The following is a 25,007-nucleotide window of genomic DNA, read 5'->3' on the forward strand; positions in this document are numbered from 1 at the left end:
TCACCTCACTTTATCTTCTTTCATCTACAAATATCCCTGATAGTTCAATAATCTTAGCCACTACATCAAGAATCTTTTCTGGTGGTATTTCTCTGATAACTTCATTAGTTTCTATATTTACAATTTTTATCATTATCTGTTTAGTTGCTTCATGTATACTAAATCTTACTTCTTTTTGTGCGCCTACTAATTTCTTATTTGCATCCTCAATAGCTTTAATTAAAGCCTTTTCTCCAATAGATAATTCATATTGCGGTTTCTGAGACAAAGGAATATCAGCATTTTCATTCATATTTGTATTGCCATCTATTCCTTGTATTTTACTTACTTCTTCAACATACTTTATATTTCGAATAGAGGTTTGTGAATTAATATTAGCACTAACTAACGAATTTTCTATTTTCATTCTTCTCTCCTCCGTTCTTACTCTATCTTCTATTATAATTATCGGAAGAATTTATAAAAAGTTTAAAAAAAAGAGCATATTTATCATGCTCTCCTAATTATTTTCGCTATTTTATCTATATCTTCAAACGTTAAAGATACAGAAGAAGGTAAATTGATTCCCTTTCTGCTTAACTCATTAGTAACTGTTAATTTGCCGCATTTATATTTTTTATATGGAATCATATTGTGTATCGGATTAAAAAATGGTCTTGTTTCTATTTTATTCTCAGCCATTATTTTAATTAGTTCATCTCTTTTAATACCATACTCATCTTCTATAACTATCGAATATAGCCAATAACAGTTTTTTGCCCAATCTTTTTCTATTGGAATTGTTATACCCTCTACTTCTTTCAATAACTGATTATAATACTTTGCATTATCTCTTTTGATTTTAATATATTCTTCAATTTTCTCTAGCTGAGCAACTCCCATAGCCGCTAAAAGATTCGGCATTCTAAAATTATATCCTATTTCTGGATGGGAAAAACTTTTATTTTCTCCTATTACTTTTGCCTGAGTACTTAAGAATTTCGCTTTTTCTCCAAGCTCTTCATCATTAGTAACAAGCATTCCTCCAGCGCCTGTTGTAATCAATTTATTACCATTAAAGCTAAAACATCCTATATCTCCAATTGTTCCTACTTTATGCCATATTCCGTCACTAGTCATATATTCTGACCCTAAGGCCTCAGTTGCATCTTCTATAACATATAGATTATATTTCTTTGCTAATTTCATTAAAGGTTCCATATCCACGGGATGCCCATATATATGAACTGGCATGATAGCCTTTGTTTTTTCAGTTATAAGTTCCTCGACTTTATTAACATCCATTACATATGTATCTCTACATATATCAACAAATACCGGTTCTGCACCAACATAAATAATCGGATTTATCGAAGCAACAAAAGTCATAGATGGAACTATTACCTCATCTCCAGGTCCTATTCCCAATATTGACAATGCTAAATGTAAAGCAGATGTTCCATTCACAGTAACTATAGCTTTTTTAGAACCAATGTACTCTTTAAATCTTTCTTCAAACAAATCAACATATTTACCTGCTGATGAAACCCAATTTGTATCTAAACATTCTTTAATATATTTCCACTCATTCCCTCTTATTTCTGGTATACACAATGGTATCACTTTTATCCCTCTTTCATTAAATTAAACATTATATATATCTGTCTTAAAATAATTTAAGTTATTATTTATCCATTCTATAGTTTCCATTAGTCCCTCATCTAATGTATATCTAGGACTCCATCCTAATATTTCTTTAGCTTTTGTATTATCGCATAATAGTCTATTTACTTCACTTTTCTCAGGTCTTAAACGTTGCTCATCACATTCTATTTTTACTTTTTTACCTGTAAGCGAAATTATTTTTTTAGCTAAATCTCCAATAGAAATTTCTCTATTCGTTCCAATATTAATTACTTGTCCAATGCTTTCATCTACTTCTGCCATACGTATAAAACCTTCTACAGTATCCTTTACATAATTAAAATCTCTAGTTGGCGACAAAGCCCCTAACTTTATCGTTTCCTTTCCTGATAATATTTGAGAAATAATTGTAGGTATTACTGCTCTTGCAGACTGTCTTGGACCATAAGTATTAAATGGTCTGATAGTAGCTACAGGCAAATCAAAAGACCTATAATAACTTTCAGCAATCTTATCTGCACCAATTTTGCTAGCAGAGTATGGCGACTGTCCTTGTAAAGGATGTTTTTCATCAATAGGTACATATTGAGCTGTACCATAAACCTCACTTGTTGATGTGTGTACAATTTTCTGAACCTCATACGTCTTACATGCTTCCAATATATTTAGTGTACCTTCTACATTTGTTCTAACATATGCAGCAGGTGACTGATAAGAATATGGTATAGCAATTAAAGCTGCTAGATGAAATACAACATCTTTACCTTTAATAACTTTAGAAATATTATCATACTCTCTTATATCCCCTGTATATACTTCTATTTCTTTTTTTACATGCTTATCTAATGTTTCAATCCATCCCCAGTTATTAAACGAATTGTATTGTACCAAAGCTGTTACATTCGCCCCTAACTCAACTAATCTCTCAGTTAAGTGGCTACCAATAAATCCATCTGCTCCTGTTACTAAAACCTTTTTATTCTTTAGTTGCACAAGCCTCACTCCTAAAAATATTATAATAATCCTGAATAGCTCGTTCATAATCAGGAATCTGTCCAATATCTAACCAATATTCCCTAATTGGAAAACTTCCTACATTACAATTATTTTCTAAAGCTTTATTTATAAGTTCTGTAATGTCATAGTATTCATTATCAGGTATATACTCTATAAGTTCTGGATTTACGCAATATATACCACCGTTTACAAAAAAATTCATTTTAGGTTTTTCCTCAATTTTTTGAACCCTTGTCTCATTAATATCCAAAACTCCATAAGGGATTTGTATATCATACTTTTTGCTTGCAATAGTAATATCAAACTTATTATTTTTATGATACTCTAGAAAACGTTCAAAATTAACCTTGGTCAGTATGTCACCATTCATTACAATAAAAGGCTTATCCAGGTATTGTTTTGCTAATTTTAACGCTCCTGCTGTACCTAAACGTTGCTTTTCATGGATATATTCTATGTTTACATCAAAATCTTTACCGTCTCTAAAATAGCTCTCAATTATTTGTGCCTTATAATTTACAGCTAATAAAATATTTTTAAAGCCATATGAACTTAACTGTTCAATAATAGTTTCTAAAATAGGTTTATCCCCTATTTTCAACATTGGCTTAGGAACTTCATAAGTTAAAGGCCTCAATCTTGTTCCCAAACCTCCTGCCATAATTACTGCCCAATTTTCTTTGTCACTCTTCTTTAAAATATCATTTAACAGAACAATATCTATAACTCTTCCATCATCATCTAATATAGGGATTTGCCGTATTTGCTTTATCTCAAATAATCTATTTATAAACCTTTTAGATGCACCTTGTCCAACAAAAACATAGTTCTCATTCATAATTTTTTCTGCTTTTTCTTCAAAACTCATACCTTTTAGAATTGCTCTCCTTATATCTCCATCAGTTATCGTTCCCAATAAATGTCTCTCTTCATTAACAACCAAAGCAATTCCTAATGCACCTCTATCAATTACCTCAATAATATCTTTAATTTTCATATCAGGACTGATAAGTATGTTACTAATATCTCTTCTCATTTTCATCATCCTTATATTTTATATTTTTAGCTGGTATTCCAACGACAATAGCATTATCTGGAATATCTTCTATAACTACAGCTCCTGCTCCAATAGTTACATTATTACCTATTTTTACTCCTTGAATTATTGTGCTTCCAATACCTATAAAAGACCCTTTACCTATTTTAACTCCACCAGCTATCTTAACTCCTGGAGATATGTGAACATGGTCTCCTATAACACAATCATGCTCTATAATCGACCCAGTATTGATAATACAATTATTTCCAATGCGAGTACAAGCATTAATTATCACACCTGGTAATATTACATTACCATTTTCCATAAAAACTTGTTCACCAATAATTGCTTGTGGATGAATAACATTAATAAAACTAAAACCTATTCGTTTTACCTTATCGTACAGACTTATTCTATAACTATTATCTTTTATGCTCCCCAAAGTAATTAGAGCTTTATTTATACCACTATTACGAATTTCTTGAAGTTTGCTATCATTCCCTATAATAGGAACATTTAAAACCTTTTCTCCAATACTTCGTATATCTGTTATACCAACTATTTCATATCTATTTTCTCTTTTTATAGCATCAATAACCACCTTACAATGGCCACCGCCGCCTATTAGAATGACTTTTTCTTTCATATTTGGTTAAACCCCTTCTACTATTTGAAAGATAATTTTTTCTTTAATAAATTTTTATTTAATAAAGCCTCCTTGATAATTTTCACAACTTGGCTACTACAATCACCAGAACCATATATATTAATTTTATTATTTAAAGAGTTTCTAAACTCCTTATTCAAAGCTTTATTAATACCTTCAACAATGTCATCCTCATTATAAGACACATCTACCACATTAGGTGGTCGCATCCTTCCCTTTTGTCTATTTCCAATATTAACTGTAGGTAATTTAAAAAATGGTGATTCTAAAATACCACTAGATGAATTACCTATCATAACATCAGAGTATTTAAGCAAGCTCAAATATCTTATTTGCCCCAAACTAAAATATACATGTGCATTTTGATGATGTGTTTGAAATTGTTTTATTTTATCAATTATTAATCTTCCACCACTATCCGCATTAGGATAAGTAAATATTATATTAGCTTTAAATCTACTCAAAGCATTCAAAAGATTATCTATCTGATACTCAAGACTATCATTTTCTAATGTTACTGGATGATAAGTTACCACAAAATTCGTATTATCTAGTTTTATACCTAATTCTTTCTCAAGTTGTGTTTTGCTAAGTAAAGGTAATCTTTTTATATTTTCAAAAGCAATGATGCCTATATTATGAACTCTCCATTCTTCTTCTCCCATTTTTATAATTCTTTGTCTATAAAATTCACTTTGAGCAAAATGTATATGCGAGAGTTTAGTTACTGCATGTCTAATCTGTTCATCTATCGCTCCTTCAGTTGACTCTCCACCACATAAATGTGCAATAGGTATATTCATAGCCACAGCCGTGGAAGCTGCAGCTAATACTTCATATCGGTCGCCTAGTATTAGTAAAATATCTGGTCTTAATCTTTCAAGAGATTGAGCCAAACTTATCATAAGCACTCCCATAGATTTAGCTATACCTTGCTCACTATCTGTTGAAAGAATCATATCTATTTTTTCAGCTATTGGTATACCACTTTTCTCAATTTCTTTAACCGTTAGACCATATTCAGGTGACAAATGAGTACCAGTTACAATTAATTGAAGCTCTAAGTTCGGATCATCATGTATTGTTTTTATTATCCAATACAATAATCCATATTCTGCTCTTGTTCCTGTTAATACTGCAATCCTGGTCATTAAGCATCCTCTTTTCTAATCATATTCCACGTAATAGGAGTATCTTCTTTTATGCTCTGTACAGCTTTATAACCTATTATTTCATCAATGTACTTTGGTTTTATCCCATACTCTGGTCTTTTTATTGCTATCTTATCCTCAGTGATTACTTCACCCTTTTCTATATATTTAACTGCAACTATACTTTTTCTTGCTACTTTTTTCACATTTTCTTCATTCGGTGTACATCTTTTTATCCCATCTCCCATTGATAATTCAATGTTTCTAATACTACTTACCATTTGTTTAAGTTCTTCTGGTTCAAGAGAAGCTCTATGATCTGGCCCTTTCATTTCTTTATCTAATGTAAAATGCTTTTCTATGACACAAGCCCCCATTGCTACTGCAGCAATGGAAACTTCTATACCTATAGTATGATCAGAATATCCTACTGGTAATTTAAAGGCTTGTCTCATCGTTTCCATAGCTTTTAAATTTACATCCTTATAAGAAGTAGGATAATTTGATGTGCAATGCAGAAGAATAATCTGATTATTACCTTCCTGTTGAATCCATTTAACTGCCTCTTCTACTTCTGCTAAACTTGCCATGCCTGTAGATAAAATTATTGGTTTATTTTTGCTAGCTACATATTTAAGCAATGGCTTATTAGTTAAATCGCCAGAGCCTAACTTATACATTTTAACACCCAATTTTTCTAATAAGTCTACACTATCTATATCAAAGGGAGTTGAAATAAACATAATCCCTTTTTTTTCACAATAATTATATAACTCTAAATGATCCTCATATGTTAATTCTAATTTTTTCAACATCTCATATTGAGATTCATTAGTTTTTGTATTTTGTTTCTGATACTCGGCTTTTTCAGCCTTTTTTGTAACAAGTTTGTCAGCTCTAAATGTTTGAAATTTTATAGCATCTACTTTTGCATCAGCAGCTGCATCAACAAGTTTTTTAGCTAAATGCAAATCCCCATTATGATTTACACCAGCTTCTGCTATAATAAAAGTTCTATCTCTCAATAAATCTTTATTTAGATACATTTTTTATACTCTCCTTAATAACTAATTCAGCTATTTTAAAATCTAATTCCGTATCAATATCGATAGATTTCATGACATCCATTATATAAGGCATAACAGTATCTCCATAAAAACTCTTTCTCTCTTTTATAACATTAACTGAAGTCAAATAAATTGCACCATTTAACTGGTATGCTTTAGGCATATCCTGTCTACGTGTATATTTTTCCTTTTTAAGAACAAAATCTTCAAGTCTACCCTTATTATCAATCTTTTTGCATAAATAAGGATGTGTTATAGCTTCACAAACACTTATAACGCTATCACAAATATTTTTCTTATATAAATCAATACAATTTTCTATATCTTTACTATCTCTTAAAGGAGAAGTTGGTTGCAGTAACATTATATCTTTATAATAGATGCCTTTTTTCTCAAAATGCTCTATAGCATGTAATACAACATCTATTGAATTTGCTGTATCTGTAGCCAAATGTCTAGGTCGTATAAAAGGTATATTAGCACCATAACTTTCAGCTATAGCAGCAATTTCTTCACTATCTGTAGATACAATTATATTAGAAAGCCTGTCAACCTTTGCAGCTTCGATAATAGTATAGGCTATAAGTGGAATACCATTTAATTTTCTTATATTCTTTTTTGGTACTCCCTTAGACCCACCTCTAGCTGGTATAATTGCTAATATACTCATACTATTAATACTCCTTTTATTGAAAATATATCTTATATCTATAATATCGACAAAAACTCCAATATTTTTAAATACATATTTAAACATAAAAATTACTGTTTCTCAGTTAATTTTTCCATATCTTTTATACATTCATCTAATAAAGGAATAGAATAATCTATTGCCTCCTTTATACCGCTATACAATAGCTCACTTTTTTTAGCTATACGCATTCCTTTTTGTCTTTCACTTTCATCTTCTTCTGAATTTAACACATTAAAAACACTATAAATAACTGGCTGCAAAACAGAATTTATCAATTCAAATTGTGATTTTCTATCCTTTATGTAGTTATCTATTTTGTCCAGTTTTTCTAAAATTTTATCTGTTTCTGCAGTATTATATCTATTATTCTTATATATCTTATATAGTTTTGAGCTTAAATCTAAAGCTTTTTCACATTTATTTTTAATCCTTTCAAATTCTTTTCGAATTTCTTTATAATTATCTATAATTTTAATAATATCTTCTTTTTTAATTACACGTTTATTGTCAAAAATATCTTTTATTTTTCTTGTAACATCTATATCTTCTAAACAGTATTTATCTATTACTTCTGCAAAAGTCATAACTTTTGTGCCTTTTATCTTTGCTCCGCCTTCAGTAGCGTCAATATACATCTTTTCAGATTTATCTTCAGCAATTTGTTTTTCAAACCATACTAAAAATGTATATAAGCCCGCATCTGTCAAAATATCTTGACCATTTATGTCTTTAACTGTCATATATATTTTATTACTTTTTGATTTTTGATCATCTAATTTGTTCCTACCATCATACATTGTACCTTCTGCATGAGTTTTTTTACCCGTATATGCTAAGTCTTGCCCTATAAAAATAATAGGATCTGCACCCATTTGTACAGCTAGGCTAAAAGCAGAAGTAGCAACTGACCCACCTATGCTTAAATATCCTGGATCAACATGTAATTCTTTAAATAACCTTACAATAAACTCTTCATCTCTTAGTAAAAATAATATTTTTTCTCCTTTATGGTCTTTTAATATATCAGGATATACTTTAATAGTATAAACTAAAGGAATATCATCATAATTAATCCCCTTGAATTTTTCATAATTTAATATATCACCATCTACAGATATGACTAAATCAGGTTTTATATTTTCTTTTAAAAGCACTTTTAAAGCAGTATCAACACAGATTATAACCGCCTTTTCTTTTACTTTTTTTAATAAATGTACATTTTTATTTAAAGATGGACCTGCTGAAACAATAATTGCTGGTTTCTTTTCAAACATATTAAATAAATCTTTTACAAAATTACTTTCAAATATATATGGGAGATTTTTAAATAGATTGAACTGCCATTTTTTTGAAAATAACATTACAGTATTCCTTTCAGCAGTTCTTATATACATTATCTCTTTTATAGCTTCTACAAAGTTCTTATAATCTTTCAAAAACAGCTTATCATAGTTTGGTATACTTTTATAAATAACTTTACTTACATTATTCAAAGTTACAATCTGCCATAAAATATTTTTATATTCTTTTCCTAAAGCTAGATATACATTTTTATTTTCCAATATATCGCTACAATCAATATGTCTAATAGCTTCTTTAAACACTTTTACATTCGGTTCAACAATAAGCAAAATATTATCCTTATCCATTTGTTTTACTATTTCTTTTGCATAATATCCTAATCCAAAACCAAACATTATGATAACAGAATATTTGGTTATTTTAAAAGTATCAGCCCATCTTCTTGCTTCCTGCAAAGGACGGTACTTACTATGAATGTGCATAGTATAACCTTGATTTTTTATTACCATAGATTTATTCTCATCTTTAGAATCTACAACATAGATGTCTAATTCAGAATCATCTTCAGAATTTAACTTTTCTAAACAACGTGGATATCTCTTTTCTAAACTATTCAAATTCATATTATATATTTGATTAAATTCAGTCACTTTTTTCTACCACCTCTTCTAATACTCGTGTAAAATCAATATATCTATCCTTTAATTTTTCTTCTATAACCTCTTTCAGCGTCATTATAATAGTTCCTCTTATTTTAGCTCCACCCTCAGTAGCATCAATAAAAGTAACTCTTTTTTCTTTTTCTATTCTATTTTCAATCCATCTGCGAAATATTGATAAACTCTTAGTTGTAAACACTGGTTTGCCATCTATTCCCTCAACTTTTCTCAAGTTTTCTTTCATTATTATTTCTTGGCATAAATATGTATCTCTAGCATGAGACCTACCATTAGTATAAGCCAAATCTTGTCCAACAAATATAATAGGATTACATCCAAATTTTATAGCTATATCTAGAGCTGTAGTTGCAACTGACCCTCCTGTCCTAATTAGCATATTCCCATTTTCCTTTGCATACTTTTCTGCTAAATAATACCCTTCTTGCAATGCTATAAATTTATAGCCTTTGTAGTTATTCATAACTTTTTCACTACACGTAGAAAGTACAATTATAGGAATTTTAATATCTAATCCTTCTAGTTGATTATATACGATATCATAAGGATCGGTAATAATAATAATATCTGGATAAATACCTTCTCTTATAAGAGGTTTTACAGCTCTACCTACAGCTAATATAATAGCTCTATTCTTTACTTTCTTTAATAAAGTCTTATTTTTATCGAGAGATGGTCCTGCTGAAACAAGTACGAGAGGAATATCAATAAACTTTTTAAATAAAACATCTATATTTTTGTCATAATTCTTAATATTTTTCTCGAAGTTTTTATCTAAAATATTAGATGCATTTAGCATGGAATGCTCTTGAACTCTAAATTCTTCTAACAAATATCTTATTTCTTCAAATTTTCTCGGCATAGACTGTAAAGAAGGCAAATGTATAATAAATTTTTTGTTTTCCAGCTTTAAAAGGTTTCTAAATCTATTAACAAAAATATTTATATCATCTTCTACTATAATGTGAACTTTAGGATTTTTTATTAAATCACTTAAATCTATGTTTTCAAGTGCAGCTTTAAAAACATATTTATTAGTTTCAAAAACATACAACTCAATATTATGATTTAATTCCAGTAATTTTTCTATATGATAAGCAAACCCAAAACCATAAACAACATAGTTTAATACATTATCATTATAATTTTTTTCAGCAAAAATCTCTGCCTCTTTTATTGGATTATACTTACTGTGTAAATAATAACTTCGACCATTACTATTTATTCTCAAAGTAGGAAATTTATTTTTAGATTTTATAATCTCAAATTCATTATCATTAATACTTATATCTTTAATCTTGCAATAAATATCCGGATAGTTTTTTTCTAGTAGCTCTACATTTTTCTCGTAGTACATATTAATTCACCTGAAAATTCATTTTTTGTAAACCCTTTTGCCATTCTTTCAATAATTCAATGATTTCATACTCCAGTAAGTCTGAAATTAATACATAGTCTTGATTCTCAACTGCATCTAAAAGTTCATTAAGTAAATCCTTTATTTCCTCTTCTTCTATTTCAATTTCATACTCCTGCAGAACATACTTTGTTCTAAAAACAACTTCTATTGCCCATTGAAGTCCTTCTATAATCTGAGGCAATATTTCTAATCCTTTGTCCTCTCGCTGCTCTCTAAAATCTTCAACTGCTGCATTAATTCCATCTATCAATCTAAAAGAATAATCATATAATGTTTCTAAAGCTTCATAAACAATATTTTGTCCCATAACTTTCTCCTCCCAAGTTAAAATAAGGCTGACCTGTATAAATTGGTCAGCCCCCTAATTAACCTAAATTATCTTAATAGCTGTAATACTCCTTGTGGAGCTTGGTTAGCTTGTGCTAACATTGCTGTTGCAGCTTGGTTTAGAATGTTTTGTTTTGTAAATTCCATCATTTCCTTAGCCATATCTACGTCTCTAATTCTTGATTCTGATGCTTGTAAGTTCTCAGCAGATACATCTAGGTTCTTAATTGTATGCTCTAATCTGTTTTGGTAAGAACCTAATGTTGCTCTTTCTGCAGATACAGACTGAATTGCAGTATCTAATACACTTAACATAGCTGTAAGAGAAGCTGCATCTGTACCATTAGAAATAACAATTTTACTTACATCTAATGCACCAGCTGAAGCGTGCATTTCTCCAATATTTATCTTCATAACTTGTCCGCTATTTGCTCCGATTTGGAATGTAGCAGTTGCTGTACCTGCTGCTAAACTACCGTTTAACAATTTCTTATTGTTGAATTCAGTTGTATCAGCTATTCTATCAATTTCTTGAATTAACTGCTCAAGCTCTTTGTTTATTTGTAATCTGTCTTCTGTAACATTAGTATCATTTGTAGCTTGAACTACTAACTCTCTCATTCTTTGAAGTATAGCTTGAGTTTCTTGTAATGCTCCCTCAGCAGTTTGGATTAAAGAAATACCGTCTTGAGCATTTCTTGATGCTTGTTGTAATCCTCTGATTTGAGCTCTCATTTTTTCTGAAATTGCAAGTCCTGCTGCGTCATCTCCAGCTCTGTTTATTCTGTATCCTGAAGATAATTTTTCAAGTGACTTTTCTTGTGCGAAACTATTGATTTTTAATTGTCTGTGAGCATTTAAAGCCATTAAATTGTGATTAATTCTCATGAAATCTCCTCCTTGAATTATTATTTTTGGCATCCATGCCGTATCCGCCTTCGGCGGAATTGAAATTTTAAAATTCAAAATTAAAAATTTAGATTTTAAATACAAATAGAAAATTTTGAATAAAAATGATTCTCCACGTCGGCCGCCCGTAGAGAAGTGTTTATTTTCTTCTCATTATAATTATCGGCAGGTACTTGTCCGACTTTAGCGTTTTTTGAAAAAATTTTTTTAAATATCCATCATAAATTGTCAATTATTTTTTAATATTTTCTTTAGAGCTCTAAAATCAATATTTGGTGTATTAGCAGCTTTTTTGTTTTCTTTTTGAATGGCTTCGTAGATTTCTTTTCTATGTATTTCTACATTTTTAGGTGCTTTTATACCAAGTTTAACCTTTCCATCCTCTATTCCTACCACAACAATTTCGATATCCCCATTTATAACTATACTCTCGTTTTTCTTTCTAGTCAGCACAAGCATATTTATACCTCCTGACCTAACTTGCCAAGTTCATCTAATATCAGATGTTTAGTAGTATATCTACTATCTTCTAATATTATTTGCTTCCCTAGTTTATTTTTTGAATTGATTATTATAGGTCCTACCAAATTAGCTGTCATTTTTGTTATATCCTCTGGTACAACAACTATTGAGTATACTAAAATATCTTTTTCTTCTTTTATATCAAGCTTATCAATAACTGATTGGGGGATATCAATCTCGTAATCTTTTTTGAAAAGAAATGGATTTATTATTACAAAGGCAAGATTAGGATTGTCTATTGATTGAAGCCATTTAAATGGGATTTCTTCATCTGGGTTATTTATTATTACAAATCTCTTTTGTTCTTCAAAAGCTAATAATCCATCCGAGAATGTAATTATGCTGTCTTCATCTATTTCAATCTCTCCGAAATGTTTAGTATTGAGTTTCATTATTGCGCCTCCTTTTTAGTAAAAAATCGTCTTTCGCTTTTCGTCTTTCGATCTTCGCCTTTAATTTAACGAACAGCGAATGACAAATAGCGATCGACAAATCAATTTTACATTTTACATTTTTAATTTTAAATTTATTTATATTTTCACGTCCACATATCTTATTTCTATACTAGGCTTTTGTTTAAGATATATTTCCACTTTCCCTCTTTGAAAATTAATAATCGGTCTATTTGTTTTATAGTCTATATTTACCTTTCCTAACTCCCAATCTATATTTAAACTTCCCTCTACATCTATTTTAGGTCTTGATTTTGGTATAATATCTATATTATAGTCAAATTCTTCCCATGCATTTTTTTCTGCTAGTTCTGGAATAGCTGGAGGCATACCATTCTCTATTTGTGCCATTCTGTTACCATCTTCTACTATTCTTGCAATCCCTTCCAGTACCCTCTGATAGCCAAGCATTGCAGCTTGTTTTTCTAAATCCAAGTAATTTTTAAGACCAGATTCAGCAAAACACTGATACTGGTCTATAATAACCCTTGGTTTTTCACTCTCTATTTTAACTCTTGGCATAGTCGTTTCTATATTTTGCTCTCCTTTAGGCTGTCTAATATTCATCTGTCCATTTGTTGTATTAATTTGTATTATTGGTTTTGTGGTAGTTATTTGTAGTGGCATTTTCTACCCCCAGAAAAAACAATTTTAAATTTTAAATTTTGAATTTTAAATAATAATAAATTACTTCTCTTTTCATTATCAATCTAATATTTAACATTTAACATTTACAATTTACAATTCGACTTTTTAAGGTAAAATATTTTACCTTAAAAAGTCGACAAGTGTTGGTTGTATTATTCTTGCACCTGCTGATAATGATGCTCTGTATACATTTTCGTTCATCTTTAAGTTCATAATAACTTCTGCAATATCTGCTTCTTCATTTTCAGCTAAAAGTTTTGTAAAGTTTACTGACTGAGATTCTAGTCTCTTTTTAGTTAATTCAAGTCTATTCATTTTAGCTCCTATATCTGCTCTTACAGACAATAAGTTTTCCATAACTTTATCTATTCTTCCCAAACTTCTTTCTATTGTATCTACATCTCCATTATCCATTGCATTTTTCAAGTCATCAAACAATGCAATAAGATAACTTTGATCTGCATTAGTTGAATCTGAAGTTTTATTTGTTTTATCAATATCATATCCATTCACATCTGTATCAAAATTAGGATTGTCCAAACTTACTTCTAGCTTACCAAATACTCTAACTCCTACTACATTAACTTCTACGTTATCCGACACTCCGACATTGTACTTAGATATTTCATTCTTTTCTAATTTATTCGATGCGAAAATTCCTGCACCAACATTATAGTTAGTAAGTTTATACTTACCATTTTCATCAAGCAAAGGTACATCAGTTTTAAATCCAGTAAAAATATATCTTCCTGCATATGTAGTATTTGCAATATTTATTAAATGGTCTTTTAATTGATCAATTTCTGATGATATCTGTTTCAAATCAGTAACATCATTTGTACCATTTGCAGCTTGAACTGTAAGCTCTCTCGCTCTTTGTAATACATCTCCTACTTCTGCTATAGCTGATTCTGTTATTTCAAGCCACGATACAGCATCATCTAAATTACGTTTATACTGTTCTATTTTGGCAATATCAGTATTTAACTTCAAGCTTCTAGATACTCCAATTGGATCGTCTGATGGAAGCTGAAATTTCTTTCCTGAAGAAAGCTTTTTCTGTATCTTGTCCATCTTTTTAAGATTATTATTTAAGTTTCTCATCATATTACTTATAAGCATATTATTTGTAATACGCATACCCAATCTCCTTTCAAGATGCCGCTTTTCGCTGTTCGTCATTCGATACTCGAAAAACGAACAGCGGACGACAAATAGCCAATCATCTTTATATTTAACATTTAAAATTTAACATTAAACATTCAAAATTTATCTGCCGACAAGTCCTAATCTATTAATTGTCACCTCATATATTGCATCTATTGTAGTTATCATTCTAGCAGCCGCATTATATGAATGTTGAAACTTCACCATATTAGACATTTCTTCATCTATAGATACTCCAGATTCTGATTCCCTTTTCTGTTTGATATTATCCATAATTGCACTTTGATTTTCACTCATCCTTCCAGCCTGCTGACTATCAACTGCAAGGTTAGACAATACTGCCTTAATAAAGTCATCTGGTGTACCCTGTGGAGTTGTATTATCAAAAAACGTCTTGTCCTCTCTCAATGCAATAAGATTCAAAACATTTCCGTTAGCATTTACTCCATTAGGCTGCATGGCAGCAGCTATATTATCTAAATTAGATACAATATCTCCAGATAGCGATATATTAACAGCCTTAACTTCATTTAACAATTCATTTAAATTGGTATAATCAGAAGTTTTTTTACCGTCAGCAGTAAACAAAAACATTCCTGTTGTATCATTTAAGCCATAGCCACTTGAATGCATTTCATTAATTTTTTCTACTATTTTATTAGCAAATTCATCTAATCTCTTTATATAGAATACAACACCTCTATAATTATTTCCTACTCCATCGCCATCTCTTAAATCTAACAATCCTTTAAGCTCTCCAGATTCTATTACTACATCTTGATTTCCTAATTCCCATTGCACCTGTACTAATTTTTCCTTAGGGTTATTTACATTATCTATTACGTTTGGAGGATCTTTTAATAAATTAACTTGAGTATGATCCACTAATGACATTCCTCCAATTGAAACTGTAAATTTACCATTATTTTCGCTCACTTTAATGTTTACTATTTTAGATAATTCATCAACCAATAAAGCTCTTCTATCTCTTAAATCATTAGCTTTAGTACCATCAAGTTCAAGTCCATATATCTGTTCATTTAGATTTCTAATTTGCCCTGCTAAATCATTCACCTGTTTTATTTTTGTACTCACTGCAAAGTTTAATTCCTTTTGCAGAGCATAAAGTCTTTGAGCAGTTTCATTAATATGTCTTGTAAGAGCTACAGCCTTCTCTCTAACTAATGATCTATGAGCATAGCTAGAAGGATCGGTACTTAAAGTTTCCAGTGCATCAAAAAACTCATCTAAAAATTGTCTAAAGCTTGAATCTGAAGGTTCATTAAATACATTTTCTATTTCAACTAAAGTATCTCTTTTTATTTCCCATTCTCCTGTTGGAGCATTTTCTTGCCAGTATTTAAAGTCAACATAACCATTCCTTACCCTAACTATATCGTATATTTCAGTTCCAGTTCCTAACATCCCTATTCCTGGTAATGGTAATGGTGAAGCAGCCTTTTGTAAGACTTTTTGTCTTGAATATCCTTCAGTATTTGCATTTGAAATATTGTGACTTGTTGTATATAAAGATTTTTGACTTGCTAAAAGTCCAGATACTGCTGTATTAAATCCTATCCAACCAGACATTATATTCACTCCGTTCATAAAATGAATTTTAAATTGCTCCCCCATTTGAAACTTTTTAAATATTTAACATTTAACATTTAGCATTCGGAAGATAAGATGCATTTAGCATCTTATCTTCCGACAACTCCCATTTTATTTATTACATTATCTATCATCTCATCTATCGCATTTACTACTCTTGTATTAGCTACATATGAATGCTGATATTTAAGCATATCTGTCATTTCTTCATCTAAAGATACTGCTGATACAGATTTTCTCTTATCGTCTATTTGCGATATAAGTATTTTTTGACTTTCTTCCATAGTTACAGCTTCATTTGCTGCAACTCCTATAGAAGATATTATATCTCTATAATAATCATCACTGTTCATATCGGCAAATAGGTATTCGTTCCTAAGTTCTGCTATTTTCTTTGCTATCCTTCCATCTCCTCTATCTCCAGATTGAGAAGCCGCTATATTGTTCAGTGTATCTAAACTAGGATTAAGTGCAATATTTCCAGCTTCAATCGGTTTACTCGGATTAGCAGCTACAAAGAAATCTTCTCCAACCGTTCCAAGTAAAGTTATACCTTTTTTGTGTATATAGTTTACATTTCTTGCTATTGTATTTACAAATGCATTTAATTTCTTTTTAACAGAAGGAATAATTTCTAGAAAACTTCCCAATTTACCCATATGTCTGCTTGCAGTATTTGTAGTCTCCTGAGAAAGACTTTCAGCAAAATCAGTTTTAGCAATATCATTAATACTAAAGAATCTTCCACCAGTTCCATCTGTTATACTATCCCAACCATCTTCTCCAACATCCCCAGTGTACTGATATGTAGAATCAGAAATAACAGTTGTAGATATTCCCAAATTATTTAATCTATCAACATAATTTGTTATTTCATTATCTGAAATTACGTTTGAAGTTCCTCCAATATTTTCATCAGTAATAATTATTAGTTTTTTATGTGAATTCTGTCTAAAATCAGCCATTGATTCTATATTAGATATCAAACCAGATAAATCTTCATTTCCAACTTCCGCAACCTGTGATAAAGATGAAGTAAAATCATCAACAAAACCACCTGTAATATCTGTAATAGAACCATTTCCGAATGTAATAAGCTTGAATTTAGGCTCAAGGCCTCTATTTTTTAAATCATCTTTATAATTATTAATCATATTATTTATATCAGCCATATTTGAAGTAGTTATATCTACTGCAATAACTACATCTACCTCTTTATTTACAGTACCATTTCCTTCAGTTAATATAGTTGTTTGAACATCTCCTCTTGAATGAAGTAATCCTAAAAGTTCTCCACCTTCTATATTTACTTTTTCCGAAACATCTTTCCAGAATATATCTACAAAAGCACTTCCATTTTTTCTAGTCTCTATTTCACTATAAAACTTTCCGTTCACTAGCCTTTTTCCACCAATAGAAACATTAACTACACCATTAGACTCTTCATTATACTCTATATTTACAAGCTCTGATAGTCTATCTAGTAAAGCATTTCTATCGTCTCTATAATCATTTCCCTCATATCCCTTTACTTCATAAATTAAAATATTATCATTTATTTTAGCTATCCTTTTAGCTATATCATTTATTTCATTAACTTTTATATTTATTTCCTTATTAAGATTAATTTGCAAATTATCAATCTGCTGACTTAAATGGTTTACAGTTTCTATAAAAGCTATAGCCCTCTCTTTAAGTAACCCTCTTATCGTAAGGTTATCAGGTTCTTTTGATAGTTCTTCCCAACCATTCCAAAACTGATCCATAACCTTTTGAAGCCCACTATTAGAAAGTTCGTTCAAAATTCCTTGTATCTGTTCAAATACCATATTTCTAGCAGACCAATAGCCATGTTGTTCCGACTCTAGCCTATATTTTAAATCTAAAAATTCATCCCTTATTTGTCTAATCTGCTGTATGGTTACTCCTGTACCTATCTGAAAACCACCTGGAAGATTAGAATATTGACTAGTAGATTGAATAACCTGCTGTCTTACATAGCTAGGATTATTTACATTAGCTATATTATGAGATGTTACATCTAATGATTTTTTATTTGTATATAAACCGGATATGGCAATAGACAATCCTGAAAAAGTCGAGCGCATAAAAGTACCTCCTACACTTTCGCATCAAAAATGCTTTTACTTTGTACTACATCATCTTTATTCACCTTATCACTATAAGTGCTGCCAGATAAAGCATTAGTCAAAAGACTTACATTTAAATTAATATACTCTAGTGAATCCTTTATTAAAGTACTATTAAGTGTATTTCTCTCCTTTAGACTATTAAGAACATCAATTAACTGCTGCTTTATGTCTTCTATTTCTTTTTTCTGTTCTTCACTTAAATAATCAGCAAGCTTTGATATGCTTTGAATTTTTTTCAATTTTAATTTTTCTTGAATTTTTGATAGAATATCTTCTCTTATATCTTCTAATTTACCTGCCTTTAATATCAATGCCTGCTCCTTTTGTGTCATCTTATCTAATTCACGTACCTGACCTGAAGTAATAATCTCTGTTTTATCTATAGATAGCTCTAGCATATGCTTATATAAATTTAGTTCCTGAAGTAAAATCTCCTTCAAATCCTTAATCAGATTCTCCATTTTCTTCACCACCCATTAAACTCGCTTGTCAATATTTACATTCTCAAACATCTTTTCAACAATCTTACCAGAGTCTATTTTGTAAGTTCCAGTTTCTATTTGTTTCTTTATCTCTTCAACTTTGTCTTTTCTAATATCAGGTACATCCCTTAATGCTTTCATAGCAATTTGATATTCTATTGCTTTGTTAGACAAGCTTAATTTATCTTTTTTCTCAGTTTTAGCTGATGTTTTTATATCCTTAGTTAATTTTTGATTTTTATACAATTTCAATGCTTTATAGATGTTATTATTAATTATTTTCATAAAAAACACCCCATCCTTATTTTCTACTTCTATTATCGGTAAGGATGGGGTAATACTTTAGATTATTTTTTGTATCTTTCTGCAATATACATTTTGTCTCTCGCTCTATTATTACTTGTAATTCTTTCCTTTTTAACTACAGCACCTTTTAATTCTCGTTGTAACTCTACTACACACTTATCACAAAATCTTCCTGTTTTAATAGGTCTTCCACATCTTTCACAAGCTAGTATCAAATTGTTATGTGCATCTTTCAATTCTAGCTTGCCTTCTCTTAAATATCTAAGTATCTTTTTTACAGGCACGCCAGTCTCTTCAGATACTAACTGTATATTTGCTCCTGGATTATCATATATATATTCTTTTACTCTACCAAATTCTTCCTCTTCCTCTTTTCTACACTTAGGACATAATTTATTAAACCCATCATATGCATATATTTTCCCACACTTTGAACAGTTTCTAATATTCAAGATATCACCCCCAGATAAAATATTATGTATGTATTGGTACAGTAGCTAGTGTAAGTACATAAACTTTGTTTGCTCCTGCTTTCAATAAAGTTTTACTACACTCATCTACTGTCGCACCTGTAGTATAAATATCATCAATTAAAAGTATATTTTTATTTTTAAAAACATGGTTATTTACAACCTTAAATGCATCCTTTACATTCTTAATTCTCTCTCTTTTATCAAGTTTATTTTGTATTTCTGTCTTTTTTATTCTCTTGAAATTTTTTGTATCTAATGGTATTTTCAATATTTTAGATATATATCGGCATAAAAGTTCAGATTGATTAAACCCTCTATATGCTATTTTAGATTTGTAAAGTGGAACTGGTACAATAATATCTATATCATTTATATCACTTTCTATAAAGGCTTGTACTAAAATTGGTCCTAAAGCCTTATACATATATGCCTTCTTACCATATTTATATTTGTATATAGCTTCCTTTACAAGCCCTGTGTATTCTAATGGTGATATTACCTTTTCAAAATAATGCTTAAGTCTAATACAGTCAGGACATCTATCCGGCAAATATCCCGGTTCTAACGGCTTACCACAAACAGTACATATGTTGCCTTTTACAAAAATAAGCTCATTAAAACATTTTTTACATATATGTCTTTCATCTAAAGCTACATCATACTCTTCACAAATAAAACATATACCTTTTTCAGGATAGATAAGCTCTAAAATCGTATCAAAAAAAGCTTTTAATACGCCTTTAAATTTATTCATTATTTTTATCCTTTCTGAATAAATTCTAAAACTCTATGCAATCGCTTATTAAGCCCTGAATATCTTTTTGTAATTCTATTGTTATTTATCATCATATATAAAAACTTTTTATTGCCTACAAGTACAACTAACTCTTTTGCTCTAGTAATTGCAGTATATAAAAGATTTCTTGTCAAAAGCATTGGTGGTCCCCAACATATAGGCATTACAACTACTGGAAACTCACTTCCCTGACTTTTATGAATTGTTGTAGCATATGCTAATTTTAGTTCATCTAACTGACTAAAACTATAAATTGCTTTTTTATTATCATCAAATAAAACAGTCATTTCACTTTCTTCTTCATCTATATCATAAACATACCCAAAATCACCATTAAATACTCCTTCACCTTCTTCATTTATACCATCATCTTTTATAATTTCCCACTTCATTCTATAGTTATTTTTTATTTGCATAACCTTATCCCCAACTCTAAAAATGCTTTCCCCTACCTTTTTTTCATTCTTAAGTTTATGCTTAGGGTTTAAGACCTCTTGGAGCCTTTCATTTAAAGCATTTACCCCGGTATCGCCTTTTTTCATAGGTGTCAAAACCTGAATATCTTTTACAGGATCGTAACCATAAAACTTAGGCAGTCTCTCTTTGCAAAGCTCTATTATAGTATCGACTACTTCTTCGCTAGAATCCTTATTAATAAAAAAGAAATCTTTACCCTTTACATTTAAAAAAGGTAAACTTCCTTTATTTATTCTGTGGGCATTTACTATAATCATGCTTTCTTGGGCCTGTCTAAATATCTCATTTAATTTAACTACTTTTACAACCTTACTATCTATTATATCTCTTAATACATTACCAGGTCCAACTGACGGTAATTGGTCAACATCACCTACCAATATCAATCTAGTCCCTGGCATTATTGCCTTAAGTAAATTATTCATTAAAAGTATATCTACCATAGAAACTTCATCTATAATTACTACATCTGAATCTATTGGTGTACCTTCATCTCTTGCAAATGCCATTCCTATTTCATCATCTACAAAACTATACTCTAATAATCTGTGTATAGTTTTTGCTTCTCTACCAGTAGCTTCACTCATTCTCTTCGCAGCTCTACCAGTTGGAGCTGCTAATACTACAGACAATCCTTGGTTTTCAAATAACTTTATTATGCTGTTTATTGTAGTCGTTTTTCCAGTACCAGGACCTCCTGTTATAACTAAAACTCCATTAAAAATTGCTTGCCTTATGGCTTCTTTCTGATTCTGTGCAAATTTTATAGAGCTTTCCTGTTCTAATTTATTAATTTCTTCTTCTACATCTATATTAAGTTCCTTTAATTCTGTCAAAGCCAGTTCTATAATTTTCTTGCTTACATTAGCCTCAGCATAATAAAATGGCATATAGTAAACTCTAATTTCATTATCGACATTCTCAAGCTGAATCTCCTGCTTTAGTGCAAGAGCAGTAATTCCGTCCTCTACAAGTTCTCTTTCAACTTCTAACAAACTCTGCGTTTTATCTACAAGTTCTTCTTTTGGTACATATGTATGACCTTCAGAAGAAAACTCCATCAAAGTAAATTTTATACCTGCAAACACTCTATAATTAGACCTTAAATCTACACCCATACTCCTTGCAATCTTATCTGCCATTTTAAATCCTATACCAAAAATATCTTCTGATAATCTGTATGGGTTTTCTTTTATTTTTGATATTGTTTCATTTCCATATTTCTTATATATTCTAACTCCATACGTAGGACTTATGCCGTATTCCTGAAGAAAAATCATAACATCCCTGAGCTCTCTTTGCTCTGCAAAAGCTTCTGCAATCTTTTCTGCCTTTTTCTTACCAATTCCCTCAACTTCTATTAATCTATCTGGATTATATTGAAGTATATCTATAGAGTTAAGTCCGAATTTTTCAACAATTTTTTTTGCAGTTTTAGGTCCAATCCCAGGTATTAAACCTGATGAAAGGTACTTTTCTATCCCGTTTAATGAAGCAGGAACTACTGCCTGATATGTATCTACTTTAAACTGCTGCCCATAATTAGAATGATACATCCAGTTTCCTTGAACCTTAAGAGTTTCTCCAAGATTTATTATTGGTATATAGCCTACTATAGTTACTACATCATCTTCAGTTTCTAATATGGCAACAGTATATCCGTTTGATTCATTTCTATAAATTATCTCTTCAATAGTTCCCTGTAAAGTAATCAAAACTCAGCCTCCAATTATATTTTATATTTTTCATAATCCATAGGAAATTATATACCTTGTTAAATTGTGGGTAATCTTAAGATATAATTTCCGTAATGGATTTCAAAAAAATCTTCCTTAATTTTAAATTCATTTAAATCGAAGATTTTTTATAATTATTATATCATTTGTCTATTATTGGTGTATAGTGTCTCGCTATTCGTCGTTCGCTATTGGCTATTCGATGTTCAATTTTGAACAGTCGACATTTGAATTGTCAATTGTCCATTGTCAATTGTTAATTACAAAATCTACAAACTATTGGCTTTTAATTTTACATTTTCAATTTTAAATATTAAATTCCTTTCGTTCCCTGTATCTTATACTCTACTAGCTTTCTTAAAATATCCATCAACTGATTCACCAAAAAAGCTATATCTCCTTTAGTAGCTGGTTTATTATATGCGCTATAAAAATCGTGACTATTTTCTTTAATTAAACCATATGTTTTTCTATCATATACTCTTTTTACTATTTCACCATGTCTTACATGCTTATAGGCTGTCTTTAAAGTTTGATTAATTCTTACTTTAATATTTCCTTCGAGTATTATATATACCCCATTCTTCTCTTCTTTTATATCGTTAATAAACTTCAAATTAAAATATCCAAACGAACCATCATTTTTAAATATAGGCTTTCTAACCTTTAATGGTATAAAAATATTTTCACTATCGAATGGAATAGGAACTATGTTAGAAATTCCTATAATTTTACCATAGAATTCTCTTGAAGCCATCAAATCAAGAGTGTAAAATTTAGCTATATTTTTAAGCACAGTCTTTATACTCTTAAAGATATAATTTTCTTGTGTTTTCAAGGTTATTACCTTAGTACAATTCCCGTACATATCAATATATATAGGAATTATAGCCATAATTTCATCATTTAATAATTTTTCAACATTAACCATTTTTCCCACCCCTTTCATATCAAAATTATATATCGAACATATGTTCGTGTCAAGCTATAAAATGGCAAAGCCATTTCGTCATTTGCTATTCGCCGTTCGTTATTCGCTATTAGCGGCAAGGAAACGTTTTGTTTGCCATATTATGCCGAAAACAGAAGGTAGGAAATAAGTGGTATGATGATAGGTACTGGGTACTAGGTATTAGGTGCTGGAGGAATTTGAAAATAAATCGCTACTTGCTATTCGTCAAATAAAAGTAAGAAGCGAATAGCGAGTAGCGATAAGCAAAAGACGGTAGCATTGCTTTAAGATTTAATTGCAATTATGGCTTTTGCGAGCTCATTTATACTCTCGGTTAATCTATCCAGTTTACCTTCTATTCTAACTAATAGATATATGGAAACTGCTATTGGAAAACCAAGATTAGCAATTTGAGCATACAAATCTTCCATATTACACCTCCTTATCTTAGGTACTAGGTACTGGGTACTTGGTACTAGATATTAGAATTAGAGAACAGAGAATAGGATAATAGGTACTAGGTGCTAGGTACTAGCTTAAAATTTAAAATTGAAAATGTAAAATTAAAAGTAAAGCTGAGCGGCAACTGCACACTCAGCTTTTCATTTCTATGCTAAATTTAGCTCTTGAACATCTGTAGTAACTATTCTAGCACCTGCTATAGCTACAAGGTCTCCTCCTGAAGAATTAAAAATGTTTTTAAGTATTATCTCATTCATAGCAGCAGATACCTCTGCTTCTGTTAAATCATCTCTTGGATTATCAATAGAAATAGTTGTTTTTTTATCTAACTGATTTTTGAAAACCATCTCTAATCTGCTGTTCGCCATCCTCACACCTCCTTTACACTAATTTAAGTAATTTAAATGCCCTAAATACTTTCTACTAACTCAACTTCGTCAATTCTCCTTATAGATACTACAGGCAGCTTCTGTAGACCTGTTAAAGCTATAGCTACTGAGTAAACATCTTCATTTGACGCAGTAGCTTTAACCTTAGAATAAGTTTTGGATTTTACTATCTGCTTTCCATTCTGGTCTACTCCACCATCTAAATTTAGTTTAATTTTTGAATCTTGACTTACTGTATTTACAGCCATCCTCTCACCTCCCTTCTACTCCTTATATAGAAGAAAGGCTAAAAAATTACTATAAATTTTTTCACTTATTCATTTACCTATTAATAAACTATTTATTTATGAAAAATATACGCGAATGCTTGTAATAATTTAGTTAGAAAACTAGGTGAAAATTTTTTAGAAAATCCGTAGGCTTAGCATGGACGCTAAGCCAGCTTCCCAGAGTCAGGACGACTCATTGGGAGCGTTAGGATTTTCAAA

The 25,007-nt window shown here is 30.2% G+C and carries 27 protein-coding genes; all 27 read right to left on the reverse strand.

The genetic code is table 11. From position 1 onward, the window contains the following. Positions 1–10 precede the first annotated feature (10 nt). Positions 11–406: a flagellar protein FlaG gene (locus BFN48_RS07880; RefSeq protein WP_069650353.1), complete on the reverse strand. Its 396-nt coding sequence runs from the start codon at positions 404–406 to the stop codon at positions 11–13. A gap of 83 nt (positions 407–489) precedes the next feature. After that, positions 490–1,602 (reverse strand): LegC family aminotransferase, encoded by a 1,113-nt coding sequence (locus tag BFN48_RS07885; protein ID WP_069650354.1) that lies wholly within the window; start codon positions 1,600–1,602, stop codon positions 490–492. A 21-nt stretch (positions 1,603–1,623) separates the two neighbouring features. Then, complete coding sequence (locus BFN48_RS07890) at positions 1,624–2,616, reverse strand: NAD-dependent 4,6-dehydratase LegB (protein ID WP_069650355.1); 993 nt, start codon at positions 2,614–2,616, stop codon at positions 1,624–1,626. Then, positions 2,600–3,676, reverse strand: a complete 1,077-nt coding sequence (locus BFN48_RS07895) for a nucleotidyltransferase family protein (RefSeq protein ID WP_069650356.1) — start codon at positions 3,674–3,676, stop codon at positions 2,600–2,602. Before BFN48_RS07895 ends, BFN48_RS07890 begins: the two co-directional genes overlap by 17 nt. Further along, positions 3,660–4,325, reverse strand: a complete 666-nt coding sequence (locus tag BFN48_RS07900) for an acetyltransferase (protein WP_069650357.1) — start codon at positions 4,323–4,325, stop codon at positions 3,660–3,662. Before BFN48_RS07900 ends, BFN48_RS07895 begins: the two co-directional genes overlap by 17 nt. Positions 4,326–4,345: 20 nt before the next feature. Continuing rightward, the gene (gene neuC, locus BFN48_RS07905) at positions 4,346–5,497 is read right to left on the reverse strand and encodes a UDP-N-acetylglucosamine 2-epimerase (RefSeq protein ID WP_069650358.1); all 1,152 of its coding nucleotides are present in this window, start codon (positions 5,495–5,497) and stop codon (positions 4,346–4,348) included. After that, positions 5,497–6,543, reverse strand: a complete 1,047-nt coding sequence (gene neuB, locus BFN48_RS07910; RefSeq protein WP_069650359.1) for an N-acetylneuraminate synthase — start codon at positions 6,541–6,543, stop codon at positions 5,497–5,499. Before neuB ends, neuC begins: the two co-directional genes overlap by 1 nt. Further along, positions 6,530–7,234, reverse strand: coding sequence for an acylneuraminate cytidylyltransferase family protein (locus BFN48_RS07915; protein WP_069650360.1), 705 nt, complete (start codon positions 7,232–7,234; stop codon positions 6,530–6,532). The genes neuB and BFN48_RS07915 overlap by 14 nt, the downstream gene beginning before the upstream one ends. A 92-nt stretch (positions 7,235–7,326) precedes the next feature. Further along, the gene (locus BFN48_RS07920) at positions 7,327–9,210 is read right to left on the reverse strand and encodes a motility associated factor glycosyltransferase family protein (protein ID WP_069650361.1); all 1,884 of its coding nucleotides are present in this window, start codon (positions 9,208–9,210) and stop codon (positions 7,327–7,329) included. Beyond that, the gene (locus BFN48_RS07925) at positions 9,203–10,594 is read right to left on the reverse strand and encodes a motility associated factor glycosyltransferase family protein (protein ID WP_069650362.1); all 1,392 of its coding nucleotides are present in this window, start codon (positions 10,592–10,594) and stop codon (positions 9,203–9,205) included. Before BFN48_RS07925 ends, BFN48_RS07920 begins: the two co-directional genes overlap by 8 nt. Position 10,595: 1 nt before the next feature. Then, a complete protein-coding gene (locus BFN48_RS07930; RefSeq protein WP_069650363.1) occupies positions 10,596–10,964 on the reverse strand; it encodes a DUF8042 domain-containing protein in 369 nt (122 codons plus the stop codon). Positions 10,965–11,032: 68 nt separating this feature from the next. After that, complete coding sequence (locus tag BFN48_RS07935; protein ID WP_069650364.1) at positions 11,033–11,872, reverse strand: flagellin N-terminal helical domain-containing protein; 840 nt, start codon at positions 11,870–11,872, stop codon at positions 11,033–11,035. A gap of 249 nt (positions 11,873–12,121) precedes the next feature. Beyond that, on the reverse strand, positions 12,122–12,352 hold the full coding sequence (gene csrA / locus BFN48_RS07940) for a carbon storage regulator CsrA (RefSeq protein WP_069650365.1): 231 nt from the start codon (positions 12,350–12,352) through the stop codon (positions 12,122–12,124). Positions 12,353–12,354: 2 nt separating this feature from the next. After that, positions 12,355–12,807, reverse strand: coding sequence for a flagellar assembly protein FliW (gene fliW, locus BFN48_RS07945; RefSeq protein WP_069650366.1), 453 nt, complete (start codon positions 12,805–12,807; stop codon positions 12,355–12,357). A gap of 138 nt (positions 12,808–12,945) precedes the next feature. Beyond that, positions 12,946–13,494 (reverse strand): DUF6470 family protein, encoded by a 549-nt coding sequence (locus tag BFN48_RS07950; protein ID WP_069650367.1) that lies wholly within the window; start codon positions 13,492–13,494, stop codon positions 12,946–12,948. Between the two features lie 141 nt (positions 13,495–13,635). Continuing rightward, positions 13,636–14,655: a flagellar hook-associated protein FlgL gene (flgL, locus tag BFN48_RS07955; RefSeq protein WP_069650368.1), complete on the reverse strand. Its 1,020-nt coding sequence runs from the start codon at positions 14,653–14,655 to the stop codon at positions 13,636–13,638. A gap of 129 nt (positions 14,656–14,784) precedes the next feature. After that, positions 14,785–16,272, reverse strand: a complete 1,488-nt coding sequence (gene flgK, locus BFN48_RS07960) for a flagellar hook-associated protein FlgK (RefSeq protein ID WP_069650426.1) — start codon at positions 16,270–16,272, stop codon at positions 14,785–14,787. A gap of 110 nt (positions 16,273–16,382) precedes the next feature. Next, entirely contained in the window at positions 16,383–18,401 is a 2,019-nt protein-coding gene (flgK, locus tag BFN48_RS07965) for a flagellar hook-associated protein FlgK (RefSeq protein ID WP_069650369.1), read from the reverse strand. Positions 18,402–18,412: 11 nt separating this feature from the next. Then, the gene (locus BFN48_RS07970) at positions 18,413–18,907 is read right to left on the reverse strand and encodes a flagellar protein FlgN (RefSeq protein ID WP_069650370.1); all 495 of its coding nucleotides are present in this window, start codon (positions 18,905–18,907) and stop codon (positions 18,413–18,415) included. A gap of 15 nt (positions 18,908–18,922) precedes the next feature. Continuing rightward, positions 18,923–19,213 carry a flagellar biosynthesis anti-sigma factor FlgM gene (flgM, locus tag BFN48_RS07975; RefSeq protein WP_069650371.1) on the reverse strand — a complete coding sequence of 97 codons (291 nt, stop codon included), beginning with the start codon at positions 19,211–19,213 and terminating at the stop codon, positions 18,923–18,925. Between the two features lie 62 nt (positions 19,214–19,275). Beyond that, entirely contained in the window at positions 19,276–19,686 is a 411-nt protein-coding gene (locus tag BFN48_RS07980; RefSeq protein WP_069650372.1) for a TIGR03826 family flagellar region protein, read from the reverse strand. Positions 19,687–19,708: 22 nt separating this feature from the next. Next, complete coding sequence (locus tag BFN48_RS07985; RefSeq protein WP_069650373.1) at positions 19,709–20,461, reverse strand: ComF family protein; 753 nt, start codon at positions 20,459–20,461, stop codon at positions 19,709–19,711. A gap of 5 nt (positions 20,462–20,466) precedes the next feature. Then, positions 20,467–22,695 (reverse strand): SF1B family DNA helicase RecD2, encoded by a 2,229-nt coding sequence (gene recD2, locus BFN48_RS07990; protein WP_069650374.1) that lies wholly within the window; start codon positions 22,693–22,695, stop codon positions 20,467–20,469. 334 nt (positions 22,696–23,029) lie between these two features. Then, complete coding sequence (locus BFN48_RS07995) at positions 23,030–23,647, reverse strand: hypothetical protein (RefSeq protein WP_069650375.1); 618 nt, start codon at positions 23,645–23,647, stop codon at positions 23,030–23,032. Positions 23,648–23,952: 305 nt separating this feature from the next. Beyond that, complete coding sequence (locus BFN48_RS08000; protein WP_069650376.1) at positions 23,953–24,099, reverse strand: YvrJ family protein; 147 nt, start codon at positions 24,097–24,099, stop codon at positions 23,953–23,955. A 177-nt stretch (positions 24,100–24,276) separates the two neighbouring features. Continuing rightward, entirely contained in the window at positions 24,277–24,498 is a 222-nt protein-coding gene (locus BFN48_RS08005; RefSeq protein WP_069650377.1) for a DUF2922 domain-containing protein, read from the reverse strand. Positions 24,499–24,539: 41 nt separating this feature from the next. After that, entirely contained in the window at positions 24,540–24,767 is a 228-nt protein-coding gene (locus tag BFN48_RS08010; protein WP_069650378.1) for a DUF1659 domain-containing protein, read from the reverse strand. Positions 24,768–25,007: the final 240 nt, after the last annotated feature.

The sequence above is a fragment of the Caloranaerobacter ferrireducens genome (assembly GCF_001730685.1).
Taxonomy (GTDB): Bacteria; Bacillota; Clostridia; order Tissierellales; family Thermohalobacteraceae; genus Caloranaerobacter; species Caloranaerobacter ferrireducens.

What these genes read in the sequence shown, in the direction of transcription:
- fliW (WP_069650366.1), bottom strand. Translation starts at nt 12,807, where the DNA reads ATGAAACTCAATACTAAACATTTCGGAGAGATTGAAATAGATGAAGAC.
- BFN48_RS07995 (WP_069650375.1), bottom strand. Translation starts at nt 23,647, where the DNA reads ATGGTTAATGTTGAAAAATTATTAAATGATGAAATTATGGCTATAATT.
- BFN48_RS07935 (WP_069650364.1), bottom strand. Translation starts at nt 11,872, where the DNA reads ATGAGAATTAATCACAATTTAATGGCTTTAAATGCTCACAGACAATTA.
- flgM (WP_069650371.1), bottom strand. Translation starts at nt 19,213, where the DNA reads ATGAAAATAATTAATAATAACATCTATAAAGCATTGAAATTGTATAAA.
- BFN48_RS07950 (WP_069650367.1), bottom strand. Translation starts at nt 13,494, where the DNA reads ATGCCACTACAAATAACTACCACAAAACCAATAATACAAATTAATACA.
- flgK (WP_069650426.1), bottom strand. Translation starts at nt 16,272, where the DNA reads ATGTCTGGTTGGATAGGATTTAATACAGCAGTATCTGGACTTTTAGCA.
- flgL (WP_069650368.1), bottom strand. Translation starts at nt 14,655, where the DNA reads ATGCGTATTACAAATAATATGCTTATAAGTAATATGATGAGAAACTTA.
- BFN48_RS08010 (WP_069650378.1), bottom strand. Translation starts at nt 24,767, where the DNA reads ATGGCTGTAAATACAGTAAGTCAAGATTCAAAAATTAAACTAAATTTA.
- BFN48_RS08005 (WP_069650377.1), bottom strand. Translation starts at nt 24,498, where the DNA reads ATGGCGAACAGCAGATTAGAGATGGTTTTCAAAAATCAGTTAGATAAA.
- BFN48_RS07925 (WP_069650362.1), bottom strand. Translation starts at nt 10,594, where the DNA reads ATGTACTACGAGAAAAATGTAGAGCTACTAGAAAAAAACTATCCGGAT.
- BFN48_RS07900 (WP_069650357.1), bottom strand. Translation starts at nt 4,325, where the DNA reads ATGAAAGAAAAAGTCATTCTAATAGGCGGCGGTGGCCATTGTAAGGTG.
- BFN48_RS07880 (WP_069650353.1), bottom strand. Translation starts at nt 406, where the DNA reads ATGAAAATAGAAAATTCGTTAGTTAGTGCTAATATTAATTCACAAACC.
- neuB (WP_069650359.1), bottom strand. Translation starts at nt 6,543, where the DNA reads ATGTATCTAAATAAAGATTTATTGAGAGATAGAACTTTTATTATAGCA.
- csrA (WP_069650365.1), bottom strand. Translation starts at nt 12,352, where the DNA reads ATGCTTGTGCTGACTAGAAAGAAAAACGAGAGTATAGTTATAAATGGG.
- BFN48_RS07985 (WP_069650373.1), bottom strand. Translation starts at nt 20,461, where the DNA reads ATGAATAAATTTAAAGGCGTATTAAAAGCTTTTTTTGATACGATTTTA.
- BFN48_RS07915 (WP_069650360.1), bottom strand. Translation starts at nt 7,234, where the DNA reads ATGAGTATATTAGCAATTATACCAGCTAGAGGTGGGTCTAAGGGAGTA.
- BFN48_RS07970 (WP_069650370.1), bottom strand. Translation starts at nt 18,907, where the DNA reads ATGGAGAATCTGATTAAGGATTTGAAGGAGATTTTACTTCAGGAACTA.
- neuC (WP_069650358.1), bottom strand. Translation starts at nt 5,497, where the DNA reads ATGACCAGGATTGCAGTATTAACAGGAACAAGAGCAGAATATGGATTA.
- flgK (WP_069650369.1), bottom strand. Translation starts at nt 18,401, where the DNA reads ATGCGCTCGACTTTTTCAGGATTGTCTATTGCCATATCCGGTTTATAT.
- BFN48_RS07930 (WP_069650363.1), bottom strand. Translation starts at nt 10,964, where the DNA reads ATGGGACAAAATATTGTTTATGAAGCTTTAGAAACATTATATGATTAT.
- BFN48_RS07895 (WP_069650356.1), bottom strand. Translation starts at nt 3,676, where the DNA reads ATGAGAAGAGATATTAGTAACATACTTATCAGTCCTGATATGAAAATT.
- BFN48_RS08000 (WP_069650376.1), bottom strand. Translation starts at nt 24,099, where the DNA reads ATGGAAGATTTGTATGCTCAAATTGCTAATCTTGGTTTTCCAATAGCA.